The organism is Streptomyces sp. NPDC059851 (assembly GCF_042732005.1).
Classification (GTDB): Bacteria; Actinomycetota; Actinomycetes; order Streptomycetales; family Streptomycetaceae; genus Streptomyces.
In genome coordinates, this window is record NZ_JBHWJJ010000078.1 from 1 (window position 1) to 15,747 (window position 15,747).

The following is a 15,747-nucleotide window of genomic DNA, read 5'->3' on the forward strand; positions in this document are numbered from 1 at the left end:
GCCGCGGCCCCGTGTGCCCGGGCCGCGGCGGCCGGGCGGCCGGGCGGCCGGAAGCGGGTCCGGCCGCCAGGGCCGGGCCCAGGCCGGGCCGGGTCACCTCGACGTGGCCACGTCGACCGGTCGCATCCGCAGCACCCCCCGGCCCGGGACGGCGGTGGCCGCCACCGCCAGCAGCCCCGCAACCCCCACCACCCCCACGTACACCACGGGCAGCACCACCGGCGCGGCCACCCCCGTCATCCCCACGCTGAAGGCGGTCAGCACCGCCAGCGAGATGCCGGACCCCAACACCACCCCCATCAGCAGCACGGCCAAGGCTTCCACCCGCAGCATCCGCAGCACTTGCCGCCGCTTCGCTCCGGCGAGCCGGAGCATCGCGAACTCGCGGAACCGCTCCGCCGTGGACATGGCGAGCGTGTTGACGACGGCGATGGCGGTGAACGCGAGCACCAGCCCCATCGCCAGCAGGTTGAGCTCGGCCCCGTCCTGCTGCCGCTCGGCTCGCGCCTGATCGGCGTCACGGGCCGACAGCACTTCCACGCCGGGGAACCGGGCCACCGCCGCGGCCAGCCGTTCCCGTCCGGTCTCCGGCTCGGCGGCCACCAGCACGCCGCTCGCCAGCGGGTTGTCGACGTGCGCCGCGACCAGCCCGTGCGGCAGGGTCAGGTCCCCGAAGCCCAGGCCCCGCGCGTACACGGCCGCCACGGTCAGGGTGGCGGGGGTGCCGTCGCCGAGGGCCACCTTCAACTCGCCGCCGGGCTCCAGCCCGAGCTGCTCGGCGGCGAGTTCGCTGACCGCGGCGCTGCGCTCGCCGAAGCCGTCGAGGCTGCCGGCGGTCACCGCGGGGTCCCAGGTCCGGGCCAGTCCGTCGGGGGTGACGCCCTGCGCGCTGTACTTGGTCAGCCCGACCCGCACCGACGTGCGGACGATCTCGGTGGCGGCCGTGACCCCGGGGGTGCGCCGGACCGCGTCGGCGGCCTCGGCCGGAACGCCGGGGCCTTGGGCGGCCAGCACCCACCCGGCGCGGACCCCGTCGCGGGCCTGCTCCCGGACGGCGTGGCCCAGCGTCGGCGCGACGAACAGGACGGTGCAGGTCATGCCGATCAGGAGGGTGAGGGGGGTGACGGCGGAGGCCATCCGGGTCGCGTTGCTCCGCAGGTTCGCGGTGGCCAGGTGTCCGCCGGCGCCGGCCAGCCGCAGCGGGCCGGCGAGCAGGGCGGCGGTACCCCGGACGAGGAGCGGGCCGAGCAGCGCGACCGCCGCGGCGAGGACGATCACGGCGAGGAAGGTCACCGGGGTGGACGCGGGCTCGGTGCGCAGCGAGCCCAGTACGGCGACCAGCACGACGCCGCCGGCCAGGACCAGTAGCCCGGTCGCGATCCGGATGACCGCGGGCCGGGCCCGCTCGACGGCCGCTTCGGCGAGTGCCTCGGCGGGGCGGATGCGGGCGATGTGCCGGGCGGTGATCCGGGCGGCGGCCCAGGCACCGAGCAGGCTCGCGGCGACGGCGGCGAACATCGGGAAGATTCCGGCGGTGCGCTCCAGGGTGGTGGGGACGATCCCGCCGTCGACGAACCGGCCGTGCAGCCAGGCGGCGAGCGGCAGTCCGGCGAAGGCGCCCGCGACCCCGGCGGCCAGTCCGACGAGCAGCGCTTCCCGACCGATCATGCGGCGCAGCTGGCGGGGGGTGGCGGCGATGGCGCGCAGCAGGGCGAGCTCGCGGTGGCGCTGCTGGACGGACAGGGCGAAGGTGCCGACGACGACGAGGACGGCGACGAGCAGGGCCGTACCGCCCATGGCGCCGCCCATGGAGACCAGCTTGATCCTGGCGCCGGCTGCGTCGAGGAACTCGACGGGCCCGCGCTCGTCACCCGCGCTGACCCGGGCTCCGGACCCGGGCCCGGCCCCGGTGCCGGCCAGGGTCTGGCGGATCCGCTGGGCCAGTGCTCCGGGGTCGACCCCGGGTGCGGGCAGGACCCCGATGGCGGTGACCTGCCCGTCGCGGGCTGCGAGCCGCCGGGCCTCGTCGTCGGTGAAGAACAGGGCGCTCTGCCGGGTGGGCCGACCGCTTTCCGCGCGGGCGATGCCGCTGACCGTGTACTCCTCGGGTACGCCGGTGGCCTGGACGGTGAGCCGGCTGCCGGGCTCCAGTCCGGCGCGGGCGGCCAGTCCGCGGTCGACGACGACCTCGCCCCTGCTGTGGGGGGCTCGGCCCTCGGCGAGCGTGAAGGGGGTGAGGGCGGCGGAGCTCCAGGCGTGCCCGTACGGGGCGGCCGGCCGGGCTGTGTCGTCGCCACGGCCGGCGGTCGGCCGTACCAGTGGTACGGCCTGGAAGGTGAGTTCGGGTACGGCCCGTGCCACGCCGGGTACGGAGCGCACCGTCTCGACGGTGTCGGCCGGAAGCCAAGCCCGTTCGGCCACGGGCTTGGCCTTGTGCTTCGTCTTGGTCTTGCCCTTCTTCTCCTTGACCGTGGTCTGATGCACGTTCTGGTCGGCGGAGACGAGGACCGGGGTGGCCGCGTAGCGCTCGGTGGCGATCTTTCCCCGGAGGCCGGTTTCGAGGAGCGTGCCGCAGGCGGTGATGAGGGCCGCCGCGCACAGCAGTGCGGTGAAGGCACCGAGGAAGCCGGCTTTGCGGTCCCTGACGCTCTGGAGGGCGTAACGCAGCATCATGCGTTCAACCCTGCCGTCGGGGCGGGGCGTTGGCAGTGGAGCACCCCGGCGTCCTGACCCGGGGGCTATCCCCACCCCTATCCGCGCGGACGGCGGGCGGGCGTGACCGACCTCCCGCGTGGCGTGTCAGCTGCCCGGGTAGTCCAACGCGTCGTCCATGTCCTCGCCCTCGGACTCCAGGGCGCGGCGCACCACGCGCAGGGCCATGCCCTCCGGGTAGCCCTTGCGGGCGAGCATTCCGGCCAGGCGGCGGATCCGTTTGTCGCGCTCCAGGCCCCGGGTGGCGCGGAGCTTGCGCTCGACGAGTTCGCGGGCGGTCTGCTCCTCCTGCTCGGAATCCAGCTGGTCCAGGGCTTCCTGGACGAGGGAGGCCTGCACCCCCTTGGTGCGCAGCTCCTGGGCGAGGGCCCGGCGGGCGAGGCCCCGGCCGCGGTGGCGGGACTCGACCCAGGCGCCGGCGAAGGCGGCGTCGTCGATCAGGCCCACCTCCTCGAAGCGGGAGAGGACCTCCTCCGCCACCTCCTCGGGGACGCCCCTCTTGGCCAGGGCGTCCGCGAGCTGGCGCCGGGTGCGCGGCATCCCGGTGAGCAGGCGCAGGCAGATCGCCCGCGCCTGTTCCTCGGGACTCTGGGGCGGCAGCTCCGGCTCGGCCCTCGTCGGGCCGGAGCCGCCGTCCCCTTCGTGTTCCCGCATCGGGTCAGCTCTTGGCGGCGGCGGTCTTGGCCGCCTTCGCCTTCGCCGCCGGGGCGGGAACGCTCTTGGCTTCGCCGTCGCCGGCGGCCGTCTCCTCCGCGGGGGTCTCGCCGGCGGGCTGGGCGCCCTTGCGGACACCGACGCCGAGCTTCTCCTTGATCTTCCGCTCGATCTCGTTGGCGAGGTCGGGGTTGTCCTTCAGGAAGTTGCGGGCGTTCTCCTTGCCCTGGCCGAGCTGGTCGCCTTCGTACGTGTACCAGGCGCCGGCCTTGCGGATGAAGCCGTGCTCCACGCCCATGTCGATCAGGCCGCCCTCACGGCTGATGCCCTGGCCGTAGAGGATGTCGAACTCGGCCTGCTTGAAGGGCGGCGCGACCTTGTTCTTGACGATCTTGCAGCGGGTGCGGTTGCCGACCGCCTCCGTGCCGTCCTTGAGGGTCTCGATGCGGCGGATGTCGATGCGCACCGAGGCGTAGAACTTCAGCGCCCGGCCACCGGTGGTGGTCTCCGGGGAGCCGAACATGACGCCGATCTTCTCGCGGAGCTGGTTGATGAAGATCGCGGTGGTCTTGGACTGGTTGAGCGCGCTGGTGATCTTACGGAGGGCCTGGCTCATCAGACGGGCCTGGAGGCCGACGTGCGAGTCGCCCATCTCGCCCTCGATCTCCGCGCGCGGCACGAGGGCGGCGACGGAGTCGATGACGATGAGGTCGAGGGCGCCGGAGCGGACCAGCATGTCCACGATCTCCAGGGCCTGCTCACCGGTGTCCGGCTGGGACAGGATCAGGTTGTCCGTGTCGACACCGAGGGCCCGCGCGTACTCCGGGTCGAGCGCGTGCTCGGCGTCCACGAAGGCCACGGTGCCGCCGGCCTTCTGCGCGTTGGCCACGGCGTGCAGGGTCAGGGTCGTCTTACCGGAGGACTCCGGGCCGTAGATCTCGACGACGCGGCCGCGCGGCAGGCCGCCGACACCGAGGGCGATGTCCAGTGCGGTCGACCCGGTGGGGATGACCTCGATGGGCTCGTTCGGCCGGTCGCCGAGGCGCATGACCGCACCCTTGCCGAATTGCCGTTCAATCTGTGCGAGCGCGGCGTCGAGAGCCTTCTCGCGGTCGGTGCCTGCCATGGGTTCCACCCGGTTTGCTTGAGTCGATCGCTTCACGCCATTGACGCTAACGCCTGCCACTGACAATGCGCTGCCACGCCGGTTCGGCTGTGGATAACCCATCAGAATGGATGTTCGATTTCCCTGTCAAGCCGGACCCACACGCCCGGACAGGCGCCTCCGTGACCAGGCATTTCGGTCAGCCGCAGGCCGCGCGGACGGGCCGTGCAGAGCGCCGCGGCCGCCCGCGGCGGGCCGACTGCTGTGCCCGGTCACACATCCGGCAGGAGGAGCCAGACCTCGGAGAGGGCGAGGCCGTGGCTGCGGTCCACCACCCCGCAGGCGCACCCCAGGGCGACCAGGCGCCAGTCGCAGGCCACCGTCCAGGGGCCGTCCCCGCCCCCGCACCCCGGACAGGCGACCGTCTCGGCCGTCCACACGCCGGGGGCGGGCCTGCCGTGACGCCGGAACCGGCCCGCGTACGCCACCCGCCACGGCTCGACCGGCGGCGTGGACGGACCGGCACCGGGCGGGCCCGCCGAGGCCAGGGCGGCGAACAGCTCGGTCAGCCCGGGGAGCAGGGCCTCACCCGCCCCGGTCGGTGGCGCTCCCGCGCCGCCCGGCTCCCCCGGCGGGGGCCCGTACCTCGGAGCGGCCGCCGCGGGCGGCGGGGTCGGGACGGCGTGCCAGGGCAGGAGGGCGCGCGCGACGCCGGCCAGGAGGGCTGCGGCGGGCGGGCTGACGGCACCCGCGTCGAGGTGGTGGAGGGCGGTGCGCAGGACGCGCTGGAGCCGCCGGTCCCGGTCCGTCGACCGCGCCCGCGCCGTCGCGGCCCGCCGGCCCGGAAGCGGGGCGGCGAGGCGGCCCAGGACGGCGGCCGCCGCTTCGACGTCCGCGCGGGCGGGGCGCCACTCCCCGGCGGCGAGGAAGCGCCGGGCCCGCTCGGACTCCCGGGCCAGAGCGCGCGTCAGCAACGGCTGCCCGGCTGCTGCGGCCCCCTGGGTGTCACTCCCGCTCGCCACGCCGACGCCCTCCCAGCCCGTTCCGGATGTGCCACGGTGCGCCGCCCGCCCGACCGGGGCGACGCCGGCCCCGCCACTCCCGCGCGGACGCACTCGATTCTCGGGGCATCGCCGGAGCGGTGGACACGTGCCCCCGACCCGCGCCCAGAGCCGTGCCGGCCCGGGAGACGCCCCGGCGGCCGCGCCGTCCCGCCCACCCGTCGGCCCCCCACTCCGTCACAGCGCGGGCACGCCGTCCGGCCACCCGCACCCAGGACGCCGGCGACACCTCCCTCGCGGGGCGTCGCCTCGACCCGGGTCAGGATTTCGGCGCGCGCGTTGCGGGCCGCTCAGGCACCGGCGCGGCCGTGACGGGTCGCGCCCGCACCCGCCGGCGCTCGGACGACCGCGCCCGGACGCCTACCCGACCGGCCGGATCGCGCCACCAGTACACGGGATAGCGCACCGCACCGGGCCGGGCGCGGGAGGCCGCCGTCCCTGCCAGCACCAGCAGCAGGGCCGCGCCCGCCAGCAGCGGCACGAAGACCTTCGGGTCGGGGGACTGGAGCACCACGACGACGGTGGTGGCGGCGGCCGGCGAGTGCGGGGTCCTGGCCAGAGTCATGATTCCCACGGCCACCCCCGCCGCGAGCGCGGCCACCCACGGCGCCCCACCGGCCCCCGCCAGCGCCACGTACCCGACGCCGGCGCACAGCAGGTGTCCCCCGACGACGCTGCGCGGCTGTGCGAGCGGCAGGGCGGGGACCCCGCAGACGATGGCGGCGCTCGCCGCGATCGGCGGGATCAGCACCGGTTCGTGCAGGAGGGCGCCGATCCCGACGAGGAGCAGCAGGGAGGCGGCCGCGACACCGCCGCTGTGCAGCGCCGCCACCGACCGCGAGCCGATCCCGGCACTGGGCCCGACCCCGGCACCGGGCCCGGCCTCGACCTCGGCCCCGGGCCCGGCCCCGGTCCCGGTCTCGGCCGGCCGCGGTCCGGTCGGGCGGCCCTGGCCGACCGGTTCGGCGGCTCGGTTGTCCGCGCTCGCCCGGCTCATGTCGACGCTCATGGACATCAGGTGTACGAACCGCCCACATCGCACCTCTATATCGGCGAGACGAAACGGGCCGCCCCTCCTACCAGCCGCCCTCACCCCCGAGTGACAACCAACGGTTGACACCCCTGGGACTGTCAACCTACGGTTGCACTCATGACGAACCCTTCAGAGGAACCCGTTCGCATGACCAACCCGGTACGCCTCGACGACCTCATCGAGGCCATCAAGAAGGTCCACACCGACGCCCTCGACCAGCTCAGCGGCGCCGTCGTCGCCGCCGAGCACCTCGACGACGTGGCCGACCACCTCATCGGCCACTTCGTCGACCAGGCCCGCCGCTCCGGCGCCTCCTGGACCGACATCGGCCGCAGCATGGGCGTCACCCGCCAGGCCGCCCAGAAACGCTTCGTCCCCAAGGCCGACAAGGAGGGCGAGGGCGGCGACCTCCAGTCCAGCCAGGGCTTCGGCCGCTTCACCCCGCGCGCCCGCAACGTCGTGGTGTCCGCGCAGGAGCAGGCCCGCGCCGCGGGCAACACCGAGATCGGGACCGAGCACCTGCTCCTCGGCCTCCTCGCCGACGACCAGGGCCTGGCGATCCTCGCCCTGCGCTCCCAGGGCCTCGCCCCGGACGCCGTGCGCGCCGCCGCCACCGCCGCCCTGCCCGCCCCGGCCGACGGCACCGTGCCGGACCTGGTCCCCTTCGACGCCTCCGCCAAGAAGGCCCTGGAGCTGACCTTCCGCGAGGCCCTCCGGCTCGGCCACGACTACGTCGGGACCGAGCACATCCTGCTCGCCCTCCTCGAACTGGAGAACGGCGAAGGCGTGCTCAGCGGTCTCGGCCTGGAGAAGGCCGCCGTGGAGGCGGCCGTCAGCGAAGCCCTGGCAGCCGTACTCGGCCCCGCCGCCGGGAAGCAGGAGTAGCGGCGTCCGCCTCCTCCGTCAGCTCGTACCGCTTGACGTACGCGCCGAGGAAGGCCTGCAGGGTGGCGACGGCCGGGATCGCGATGAGCGCCCCGACCGCGCCCAGCAGGGCGGTCCCCGCGATGACCGACCCGAAGGCCACGGCCGGGTGGATGTCCACGCTCCGCGAGGTCAGCTTGGGCTGCAGGACGTAGTTCTCGAACTGCTGGTAGACCACGACGAACCCGAGGACGTACAGCGCGTACCAGGGGTTGACGGTGAAGGCGATGAGCGTGGGCAGCGCGCCCGCCAGGTAGGTGCCGATGGTGGGGATGAACTGGGAGACCAGCCCCACCCACACCGCGAGCGCCGGCGCGTACGGCACGCCCAGCACCGCGAAGAGCACGTAGTGGGCGGCCCCGGAGACCAGGGCCATCAGCCCGCGCGAGTAGAGGTAGCCGCCCGTCTTGGCCACGGCGATCTCCCACGCGCGCAACACCTCCGACTGCTTCGCCGGAGGCAGTACGGAGCACAGCGCGCGCCGCAGTCGCGGACCGTCCGCGGCGAAGTAGAACGAGAACAGGCCGACGGTCAACAGTCGGAAGAGTCCGCCCAGCAGGGTGGCGGACACGTCGAGCACGCCGCTCGCGCTGTCCTGTGCGTACTTCTGCAGCCAGTCCGAGCGCAGCAGGCTGTCCTGGATCGCCAGCCGGGACAGCTCGGTGTGGAACGTCGCGTTGATCGTGTTGATCACGGAGTCGAGGTAGCGGGGGAAGTCCTCCACCATGTCGACGATCTGCCCGGCGAGCATCGAGCCGAGCAGGACGACGAACCCGACGGAGGCGACGAACACCCCGAGGAACACCAGGAAGGTGGCGAGCCCGCGGCGCATGCCGCGGGCCGCCATCCCCGACACGGCGGGTTCGATCGCGAGGGCCAGGAAGAACGCGATCAGAACGTTGACCAGCAGCCCGATCAGCTGGTGGAAGGCCCAGCTGCCGAGCTGGTAGCAGGCGACCAGCCCCAGGACGAGGAGGACGGCGCGGGGCAGCCACCGCGGCATGCGGTCGCGCGCGGGAACCGCACGGTCGGCGGCGGAACCGACCCGGTCACCGGGACCGGCCCCGTCCCCGTCCCCGTGCCCGTGCCCGTGCCCGTTCAACGGCCGGTCGGCCGGTACGGGAGGTGCGGGCACGGCGGGTGTCCCGGCCCGTTCGGCCTCCGCCGCCCGTTCGGCCGGCTCGGTGTTCTCGGTCGTCTCATCGGTGGCTGCCACGCCGCCCAGTCTGTCCCACCCGGCGCGCGTAAGGGGAAACGGGGGCGCCCGTCGTCAGCGCAGCGAGGCCGGGACGTCCATCGCCGAACACACCGCCCGCCACACGTCCTTGGTCTCCCAGCCGGCCTCCAGCGCCTGGTGGACGGTGCGTCCGCCGAGCTCCGACATGACGTGGTCCCGTGCGAAGGAGTCCGCGTAGCCCTCGCCGAAGTGCTCGGCCATCCGCTCCCAGAAAATCGTCAACCGCATGCACCCAGTATCCCGCCCGGCGCGCGGGCACCTTCCCGGACGCCGCTACCCGCCCAGGGCGCGCACCCCGGCGGTGACCGCGACGGCGGCCCCGACCACCACCAGGAAGGGGGCCCGCAGGACCAGCGCCAGCCCCGCGGCGACGAGCCCGGCGGCCCGCGCGTCGAGCACGACCTCCTGCCCGGTGGCGAAGGTCTGCTGGGCGGTGAGCGCGGCCAACAGGGCGACCGGCAGCAGCTCGGCGAGCCGCCGCACGAGCGGCCGCTCCAGTGCCCCGGCGGGCACGAGGAGCCCGGCCAGCTTGACGGCGTAGCAGCCGACGGCGGTCAGCGCGATGGCGATCCACACGTTCACGGGCGTCGTCCCTTCAGCCAGAGGACCGCGGGTGCGGCGAGCGCGGCCACGAGCACGGGCAGTCCGGCGGGCAGGAAGGGCAGGAGGCCCAGCCCGAGGACGAGCGCGAGCGCGGCGACGGCGCGCTCGGTGGTGCTCTTCAGCATCGGCGCGAGCAGCGCCAGGAAGACGGCGGGACCGGCGGCGTCCAGCCCCCAGGCCGCGGTGTCCCCGATGGCCTCGGCGCCGAGCGCGCCCAGCACGGTGGTGAGGTTCCACAGGAGGAAGAGGGCCAGCCCGGTCACGGTGAACCCGAGCCGCGCCGACCTTCGGTCCGGCTGTGCCAGGGACACGGCGGCGGTCTCGTCGATCACCCAGTGGGCGGCGAACGGCTTCACGGCCCGGGGCAGCGCGAGCAGCTGCGACAGCCGCAGCCCGTAGAAGGCGTTGCGCGTGCCGAGGAAGAAGGCCCCGGCGGCGGCGGTGAACGGGTTCCCGCCCGCGGCCAGTGCTCCGACCAGCGCGAACTGCGAGGCGCCGGTGAACACCAGCAGGCTCAGCGCACCGGCCTGGAGGGCACTGAGCCCGGACCCCGCGGCGGTCACCCCGAACGCGAAGCCGGACAACCCGACGGCCACCCCCACGCCGAGTGCGTCCCGCACGACGGCGGCGCGCGGACGCCCGGCGGCCTCCTCGGGGACCTCCCGCGTCTCTCGTATTACTGTCTGACGTTCTCCCACGCCGCGACCGTACGCAGGACGGCCCGGCCCGGTCTTGTACGTTCTTGCAGGCGGCGGCCCCGTCGGGCGCGAGCGGCCGGGGCGTGCTGCCGCCGTGCCGCCGCCGGACCTATCCGGCCCGCTCCCTCCGGTAGGCGCCCGGCGTCACCCCCACGATGCGGGTGAAGTGCCGGTTGAGGTGCGGCTGGTCCGTGAAGCCGACGGCGACCGCCGCCTCCGCCGGGGCGGTGCCCGCGTCCAGCAGCCGGCGCGCCCGCCTGACCCGGGCGTCGGTCAGCCAGGTGTGCGGCGGCATCCCGTACCGCTCCCGGAAGGCCCGCAGCAGGGCGAACGGGCTGGTCCCGAGCTCCGCGGCGAGCTGCTCCAGCGACGGCGCGTCCGCCATCCGGTCCTGTAGCACCGCGCGGGCCCGCGCGGCGTCCGAGGCGCCGGCGCTCCTCGCCGTACGGGCGGGCAGCGGCCCCGCGTGCCGGGTCAGGATCCGTGCCACGGCGGTGCGCAGCAGGGTGTCGGCGGTGAGCGCGTCGCCCTCCTCGGCGGCGCGGTGGACCTCGGTGATGGCGTGCGAGGTCTGCGGGTCGGTGACCGAGTCGACGGTGAAGCCGGGGGTGCCGCGCAGTCCGGCGATCTCGGCGGCCACGTCGGCGATCAGTTCCCGGGACGGGTAGAGCGTGGCGTACGCCCACCCCTCCGGGGCCCCGGCGCGGGCGGTGTGCGGCACCTCGGGGTTGATCAGGACCACGCTGCCGGGTCCGGCGTGGACGGTGCCGCCGGGCAGGCCGACCTCCTCGATGCCGCCGGTGACGGCGGCGATCACGTACCCGTCGTGCGCGTGGCGGGGGAAGGCGTGGCGGATGTAGTGGGCGCGCAGCAGGTCCAGGCCGGGGAGCTCCGCGTACTGCCAGTGCCGCGCCCACTCCGTGTCCCCGGACCCGCCCCGGCCCCCGCCGCCCCTGCCCCTGTCGCCGTCCGCCATTCCCCCATTCTGCGCCCGGCCCGCCTGGGCCCGCGCGCCGCCTCCCTCGTCACCCGCGCCGCCCCGCACGCCGCCCCCGCGCACCTTCCCGGCGCATCCGCCCTGGTCCGGGCCGCTTGTCAGTGCCGGGGTGCAGGATGGGGGCATGGCCGGCTCCGCGCTCGACTCGTTCTCCCCCGCGACCCGTTCCTGGTTCTCGGGGGCCTTCCGTACGCCCACCGCCGCACAGGAAGGAGCCTGGCGGGCCATCCGGGAAGGCTCGGACGTACTGGTCGTGGCGCCCACCGGCTCCGGCAAGACACTGGCCGCCTTCCTCGCCGCCCTGGACCGGCTGGCGGCCGAGCCGCAGCCGGCCGAACCGAAGAAGCGCTGCCGGGTGCTGTACGTGTCCCCGCTGAAGGCCCTAGCGGTCGACGTGGAGCGGAACCTGCGCAGCCCGCTGACCGGGATCCGGCAGGAGTCGGTCCGCCTCGGCCTGCCCGAGCCGGACGTACGGGTGGGGATCCGCTCCGGCGACACCCCGGCCGCCGAGCGGCGGGGGCTGGCGAACCGGCCGCCGGACATCCTGATCACCACGCCCGAGTCCCTGTTCCTGATGCTGACGTCGGCGACCCGCGAGGCGCTCACCGGCGTCGAGACGGTGATCCTGGACGAGGTGCACGCGGTGGCGGGGACCAAGCGCGGGGCGCACCTGGCGCTGTCCCTGGAGCGGCTGGACGAGCTGCTGCCGCGTCCGGCGCGCCGGATCGGGCTGTCGGCGACGGTCCGTCCGGTGGAGGAGGTGGCCCGCTACCTGGCGCCGCGCGGCCGGGTGGAGATCGTGCAGCCGCCCTCGGCCAAGGAGTTCGACCTGTCGGTGGTCGTCCCGGTCGAGGACATGGGCGAACTGGGCGGTTCCCCCGCCACGGAGGACCGGGAGGGCGGCGACAAGCCGTCGATCTGGCCGCACGTGGAGGAGCGGATCGCCGACCTGGTCCAGGCGCACCGCTCCACGATCGTGTTCGCCAACTCCCGCCGCCTCGCGGAACGGCTGTGCAACCGGCTCAACGAGATCGCGTACGAGCGCGCCACGGGCGAGCAGCTGCCCGATCAGGGGCCGCCGGCCGAGGTCATGGCCCAGTCGGGGGCCGCGAAGGGGGCGCCGCCCCTGTTGGCCCGCGCGCACCACGGTTCGGTGTCCAAGGAGCAGCGGGCCCTGGTCGAGGAGGACCTGAAGGCGGGCCGGCTGCCCGCCGTGGTCGCCACGTCCAGTCTGGAGCTGGGCATCGACATGGGCGCCGTCGACCTGGTGGTGCAGGTGGAGTCCCCGCCGTCGGTGGCCTCGGGGCTGCAGCGGGTGGGCCGGGCCGGGCACCAGGTGGGCGCGGTCTCCACGGGGGTCGTCTTCCCCAAGTACCGCGGTGACCTGGTGCAGGCGGCGGTGGTGACCGAGCGGATGCGCACGGGGGCCATCGAGTCGCTGCGCATCCCGTCGAACCCGCTGGACGTGCTGGCGCAGCAGCTGGTGGCGATGACCGCGATGGACACCTGGCAGTTGGACGAGCTGCTGGCCCTGGTGCGGCGGGCGGCGCCGTTCGCGGCGCTGCCGGAGTCGGCGTTCACCGGGGTCCTGGACATGCTGGCGGGCCGCTACCCGTCCGATGCGTTCGCCGAGCTGAGGCCGCGGGTGGTGTGGGACCGGGTCGCCGGCACGGTCACCGGGCGGCCGGGGGCGCAGCGCCTCGCGGTCACCTCGGGCGGCACCATCCCCGACCGCGGGCTGTTCGGCGTGTTCCTGGCCGGGGCCGACCCGAAGAAGGGCGGCGGCCGGGTGGGCGAGCTCGACGAGGAGATGGTGTACGAGTCCCGGGTGGGCGACGTGTTCACCCTGGGCACCACCTCGTGGCGGATCGAGGACATCACCCGCGACCGGGTGCTGGTCTCCCCCGCCCCCGGGGTTCCGGGCCGGCTGCCGTTCTGGAAGGGCGACCAGCTGGGCCGTCCCCTCGAACTGGGCCGTGCGGTGGGCGCGTTCCTGCGGGAGTTGGGCGCGCTGTCCGCGCAGGACGCGCGGCTGCGGCTGTTGGCGGCCGGGCTCGACGGCTTGGCCGCGGAGAACGTGCTGGCGTACCTGGCGGAGCAGCGGGAGGCCTGCGGGCACGTGCCGGACGACCGGACGGTCGTGGTCGAGCGGTTCCGCGACGAGTTGGGCGACTGGCGGGTCGTGGTGCACTCCCCGTTCGGGGCGCAGGTGCACGCCCCGTGGGCGCTGGCGCTCGGTGCCCGGCTCGCCGAGCGGTACGGCATGGACGCCCAGGTCATGCATGCGGACGACGGCATCGTGCTGCGCCTGCCGGACGCGGACCTGCTGTCGATGGACCTCCTGGACCACGATCCGGCCGCCGTCCGCTCCTTCGAGTTCGACGAGGGGCAGGCCCCGCTGGGCGCGGCGGACGTGGTCTTCGACCACGGCGAGGTCAGCGGGATCGTCACCGACCAGGTGGGCGGGTCCGCCCTGTTCGCTTCCCGGTTCCGGGAGTGCGCGGCGCGGGCCCTGCTGCTGCCGCGCCGCAATCCCGGCAGGCGTACGCCGTTGTGGCAGCAGCGCCAGCGTGCCTCGCAGCTGCTGCAGGTGGCCTCGGAGTTCGGGTCGTTCCCGATCGTTCTGGAGGCCGTGCGGGAATGCCTGCAGGACGTCTTCGACGTGCCGGGCCTGACGGAGCTGATGGGGGACATCGAGGCGCGTCGGGTCCGCCTGGTGGAGGTGACCACACCGGAACCGTCCCCGTTCGCCCGGTCGCTGCTGTTCGGGTACGTCGCCCAGTTCCTGTACGAGGGGGACTCGCCGCTCGCCGAGCGGAGGGCGGCCGCGCTGTCCCTGGACTCTCGCCTGCTGGCGGAACTGCTCGGCCAGGCGGAGCTGCGCGAGCTGCTGGACGCGGAGGTGCTGGCGGAGCTGGAGCGGGAGCTCCAGTGGCTGACCGAGGACCGGCGGGCCAAGGACGTGGAGTCGGTGGCCGACCTGCTGCGGCTGCTGGGCCCGCTGACGGGGGCCGAGCTGGTCGAGCGGGGCGCCGACCCGTCCTGGCCGGATGCGCTGGTGGACGCCCGCCGGGCCATCCGGGTGCGGATCGGCGGGGCGGAGCACTGGGCGGCGGTCGAGGATGCGGGTCGGCTGCGCGATGCGCTGGGCACGGCGCTGCCGGTCGGGGTGCCGGAGGCGTTCACCGAGCCGGTCAAGGACCCGCTCGGCGACCTCCTGGCCCGGTACGCGCGGACGCACGGCCCGTTCACCACGGCGGCGGCCGCGGCCCGGTTCGGGCTGGGCTCGGCGGTCACCGAAGGCGCCCTCCAGCGGCTCGCGGCGGCCGGCCGGGTGGTGCAGGGCGAGTTCCATCCGGCGGGCATCGGCCAGGAGTGGTGCGATGCGGCCGTCCTGCGCAGGCTGCGGCGGCGTTCGCTCGCCGCGCTGCGCCAGGAGCTGGAGCCGGTGCCGCCCGCGTCGCTGGCGACGTTCCTGCCGCAGTGGCAGCACCTGGGCGGGGGTTTGCGCGGCATCGACGGCCTGGCCCGGGCGATCGAGCAGCTGCAGGGCGCCCCGGTACCGGCCTCGGCGCTGGAGCGGCTAATCCTGCCGTCGCGGGTGGCGGGGTACGCGCCGACCCTGCTGGACGAGCTGACCACGACCGGGGAGGTGGTCTGGGCGGGAGCCGGGGCCCTGCCGGGCAAGGACGGCTGGGTGTCGCTGTACCTGGCGGACGCGGCGCCGCTGTTGCTGCCCGAGCCGCACCCACTGGAGCTGACGCCCCTGCACCAGGCCGTGCTGGATGCGCTGTCGGGCGGGTACGGGCTGTTCTTCCGTCAGCTGGCGCAGTCGGCGCGCGCGCTGCACCCGGAGGCCACGGACCTCGAACTGTCCGAGGCCGTCTGGGACCTGGCCTGGTCGGGCCGTCTGACGAACGACACCCTGGCCCCGCTGCGCTCCCTGCTGGGTTCGGGCCGCACCGCGGGGGCCACCGCCCACCGGGCCCGGCGCACGGTGCCGCGCGGGCGGTACGGCACGCTCGGCGCGCAGGTCTCCCGGCCGGGGCCGCCGACGGTGGCGGGGCGCTGGTCGCTGCTGCCCGACCGGGCCGCCGATCCCACGCACCGGGCGCATGCGCTGGCCCGCACCCTGCTGGACCGTCACGGGGTGGTCACGCGGGGCGCGGTGGCCGCCGAGGGCGTGGAGGGCGGTTTCAGCGCGGTGTACCGGGTGCTGTCGGCGTTCGAGGACAGCGGGCAGGCCCGCCGCGGCTATGTGGTGGAGGGGCTGGGGGCGGCCCAGTTCGCGATGGACGGTGCGGTGGACCGGCTGCGGTCGGCCGAGCGGAACCCTCCGCCGCTGGCGGCGGTGGTGCTGGCGGCAGCCGACCCGGCGAACGCGTACGGGGCGGCCCTGCCGTGGCCGGAGCCGCCGGCGGGGGCCGGGCACAAGCCGGGTCGGAAGGCGGGCTCCCTGGTGGTCCTGGTCGACGGCGAGCTCGTGCTGTACCTGGAGCGCGGGGGCAAGACCCTGCTGGCGTGGCCCGTACCGGAGGATCCGCGGCTGGCGGCGGCGACGGCGGCGCTGGCGGAGGCCTCCCGTGCGGGCACGCTGCCGGCGCTCACGGTGGAGCGGATCAATGCGGCCCCGGCGCTGACGTCCGTGCTGGGTGCGTCTTTGGAGGCGGCTGGCTTCCATGCCACTCCGAGGGGGCTGCGGCTGCGCCACTGAGCGGGCGTC

General features: G+C 75.1%; 12 protein-coding genes. 2 read left to right on the plus strand and 10 right to left on the minus strand.

Going from position 1 to position 15,747, the window contains the following annotated elements:
* Positions 1-93 precede the first annotated feature (93 nt).
* The 5 genes from ACFV7Q_RS24165 to ACFV7Q_RS24185 all read right to left on the minus strand — a co-directional run bounded on the left by ACFV7Q_RS24165 (position 94) and on the right by ACFV7Q_RS24185 (position 6,541).
* Positions 94-2,673, minus strand: a complete 2,580-nt coding sequence (locus ACFV7Q_RS24165) for an FtsX-like permease family protein (RefSeq protein WP_385431363.1) — start codon at positions 2,671-2,673, stop codon at positions 94-96.
* A gap of 126 nt (positions 2,674-2,799) precedes the next feature.
* Complete coding sequence (gene recX / locus ACFV7Q_RS24170; RefSeq protein ID WP_385431364.1) at positions 2,800-3,366, minus strand: recombination regulator RecX; 567 nt, start codon at positions 3,364-3,366, stop codon at positions 2,800-2,802.
* A 4-nt stretch (positions 3,367-3,370) separates the two neighbouring features.
* Positions 3,371-4,492, minus strand: a complete 1,122-nt coding sequence (recA, locus tag ACFV7Q_RS24175) for a recombinase RecA (protein WP_385431365.1) — start codon at positions 4,490-4,492, stop codon at positions 3,371-3,373.
* Between the two features lie 251 nt (positions 4,493-4,743).
* Positions 4,744-5,493 carry a hypothetical protein gene (locus tag ACFV7Q_RS24180; protein ID WP_385431366.1) on the minus strand — a complete coding sequence of 250 codons (750 nt, stop codon included), beginning with the start codon at positions 5,491-5,493 and terminating at the stop codon, positions 4,744-4,746.
* A 298-nt stretch (positions 5,494-5,791) separates the two neighbouring features.
* Positions 5,792-6,541 carry an HPP family protein gene (locus ACFV7Q_RS24185; RefSeq protein ID WP_385431367.1) on the minus strand — a complete coding sequence of 250 codons (750 nt, stop codon included), beginning with the start codon at positions 6,539-6,541 and terminating at the stop codon, positions 5,792-5,794.
* Positions 6,542-6,682: 141 nt separating this feature from the next.
* On the opposite strand from ACFV7Q_RS24185, the gene ACFV7Q_RS24190 reads away from it, so the two are divergent.
* Positions 6,683-7,450, plus strand: a complete 768-nt coding sequence (locus ACFV7Q_RS24190) for a Clp protease N-terminal domain-containing protein (protein ID WP_385431368.1) — start codon at positions 6,683-6,685, stop codon at positions 7,448-7,450.
* Here the strand turns inward: ACFV7Q_RS24190 and ACFV7Q_RS24195 are convergent.
* The 5 genes from ACFV7Q_RS24195 to ACFV7Q_RS24215 all read right to left on the minus strand — a co-directional run bounded on the left by ACFV7Q_RS24195 (position 7,398) and on the right by ACFV7Q_RS24215 (position 11,003).
* A complete protein-coding gene (locus tag ACFV7Q_RS24195) occupies positions 7,398-8,492 on the minus strand; it encodes an AI-2E family transporter (protein WP_385431384.1) in 1,095 nt (364 codons plus the stop codon). The two genes, ACFV7Q_RS24190 and ACFV7Q_RS24195, sit on opposite strands and share 53 nt — an antisense overlap.
* A 267-nt stretch (positions 8,493-8,759) precedes the next feature.
* Positions 8,760-8,954, minus strand: coding sequence for a DUF3046 domain-containing protein (locus ACFV7Q_RS24200; RefSeq protein ID WP_385431369.1), 195 nt, complete (start codon positions 8,952-8,954; stop codon positions 8,760-8,762).
* Positions 8,955-8,999: 45 nt separating this feature from the next.
* Positions 9,000-9,308, minus strand: a complete 309-nt coding sequence (locus ACFV7Q_RS24205; protein ID WP_385431370.1) for an AzlD domain-containing protein — start codon at positions 9,306-9,308, stop codon at positions 9,000-9,002.
* The gene (locus tag ACFV7Q_RS24210) at positions 9,305-10,006 is read right to left on the minus strand and encodes an AzlC family ABC transporter permease (RefSeq protein WP_385431385.1); all 702 of its coding nucleotides are present in this window, start codon (positions 10,004-10,006) and stop codon (positions 9,305-9,307) included. Before ACFV7Q_RS24210 ends, ACFV7Q_RS24205 begins: the two co-directional genes overlap by 4 nt.
* A gap of 130 nt (positions 10,007-10,136) precedes the next feature.
* Positions 10,137-11,003, minus strand: a complete 867-nt coding sequence (locus tag ACFV7Q_RS24215; protein WP_385431371.1) for an AraC family transcriptional regulator — start codon at positions 11,001-11,003, stop codon at positions 10,137-10,139.
* Positions 11,004-11,148: 145 nt separating this feature from the next.
* On the opposite strand from ACFV7Q_RS24215, the gene ACFV7Q_RS24220 reads away from it, so the two are divergent.
* Positions 11,149-15,738 (plus strand): ATP-dependent helicase, encoded by a 4,590-nt coding sequence (locus ACFV7Q_RS24220; protein WP_385431372.1) that lies wholly within the window; start codon positions 11,149-11,151, stop codon positions 15,736-15,738.
* Positions 15,739-15,747: the final 9 nt, after the last annotated feature.

What these genes read in the sequence shown, in the direction of transcription:
- ACFV7Q_RS24165 (WP_385431363.1), bottom strand. Translation starts at nt 2,673, where the DNA reads ATGATGCTGCGTTACGCCCTCCAGAGCGTCAGGGACCGCAAAGCCGGC.
- recX (WP_385431364.1), bottom strand. Translation starts at nt 3,366, where the DNA reads ATGCGGGAACACGAAGGGGACGGCGGCTCCGGCCCGACGAGGGCCGAG.
- recA (WP_385431365.1), bottom strand. Translation starts at nt 4,492, where the DNA reads ATGGCAGGCACCGACCGCGAGAAGGCTCTCGACGCCGCGCTCGCACAG.
- ACFV7Q_RS24185 (WP_385431367.1), bottom strand. Translation starts at nt 6,541, where the DNA reads ATGAGCGTCGACATGAGCCGGGCGAGCGCGGACAACCGAGCCGCCGAA.
- ACFV7Q_RS24190 (WP_385431368.1), top strand. Translation starts at nt 6,683, where the DNA reads ATGACGAACCCTTCAGAGGAACCCGTTCGCATGACCAACCCGGTACGC.
- ACFV7Q_RS24195 (WP_385431384.1), bottom strand. Translation starts at nt 8,492, where the DNA reads ATGCCGCGGTGGCTGCCCCGCGCCGTCCTCCTCGTCCTGGGGCTGGTC.
- ACFV7Q_RS24200 (WP_385431369.1), bottom strand. Translation starts at nt 8,954, where the DNA reads ATGCGGTTGACGATTTTCTGGGAGCGGATGGCCGAGCACTTCGGCGAG.
- ACFV7Q_RS24215 (WP_385431371.1), bottom strand. Translation starts at nt 11,003, where the DNA reads ATGGCGGACGGCGACAGGGGCAGGGGCGGCGGGGGCCGGGGCGGGTCC.
- ACFV7Q_RS24220 (WP_385431372.1), top strand. Translation starts at nt 11,149, where the DNA reads ATGGCCGGCTCCGCGCTCGACTCGTTCTCCCCCGCGACCCGTTCCTGG.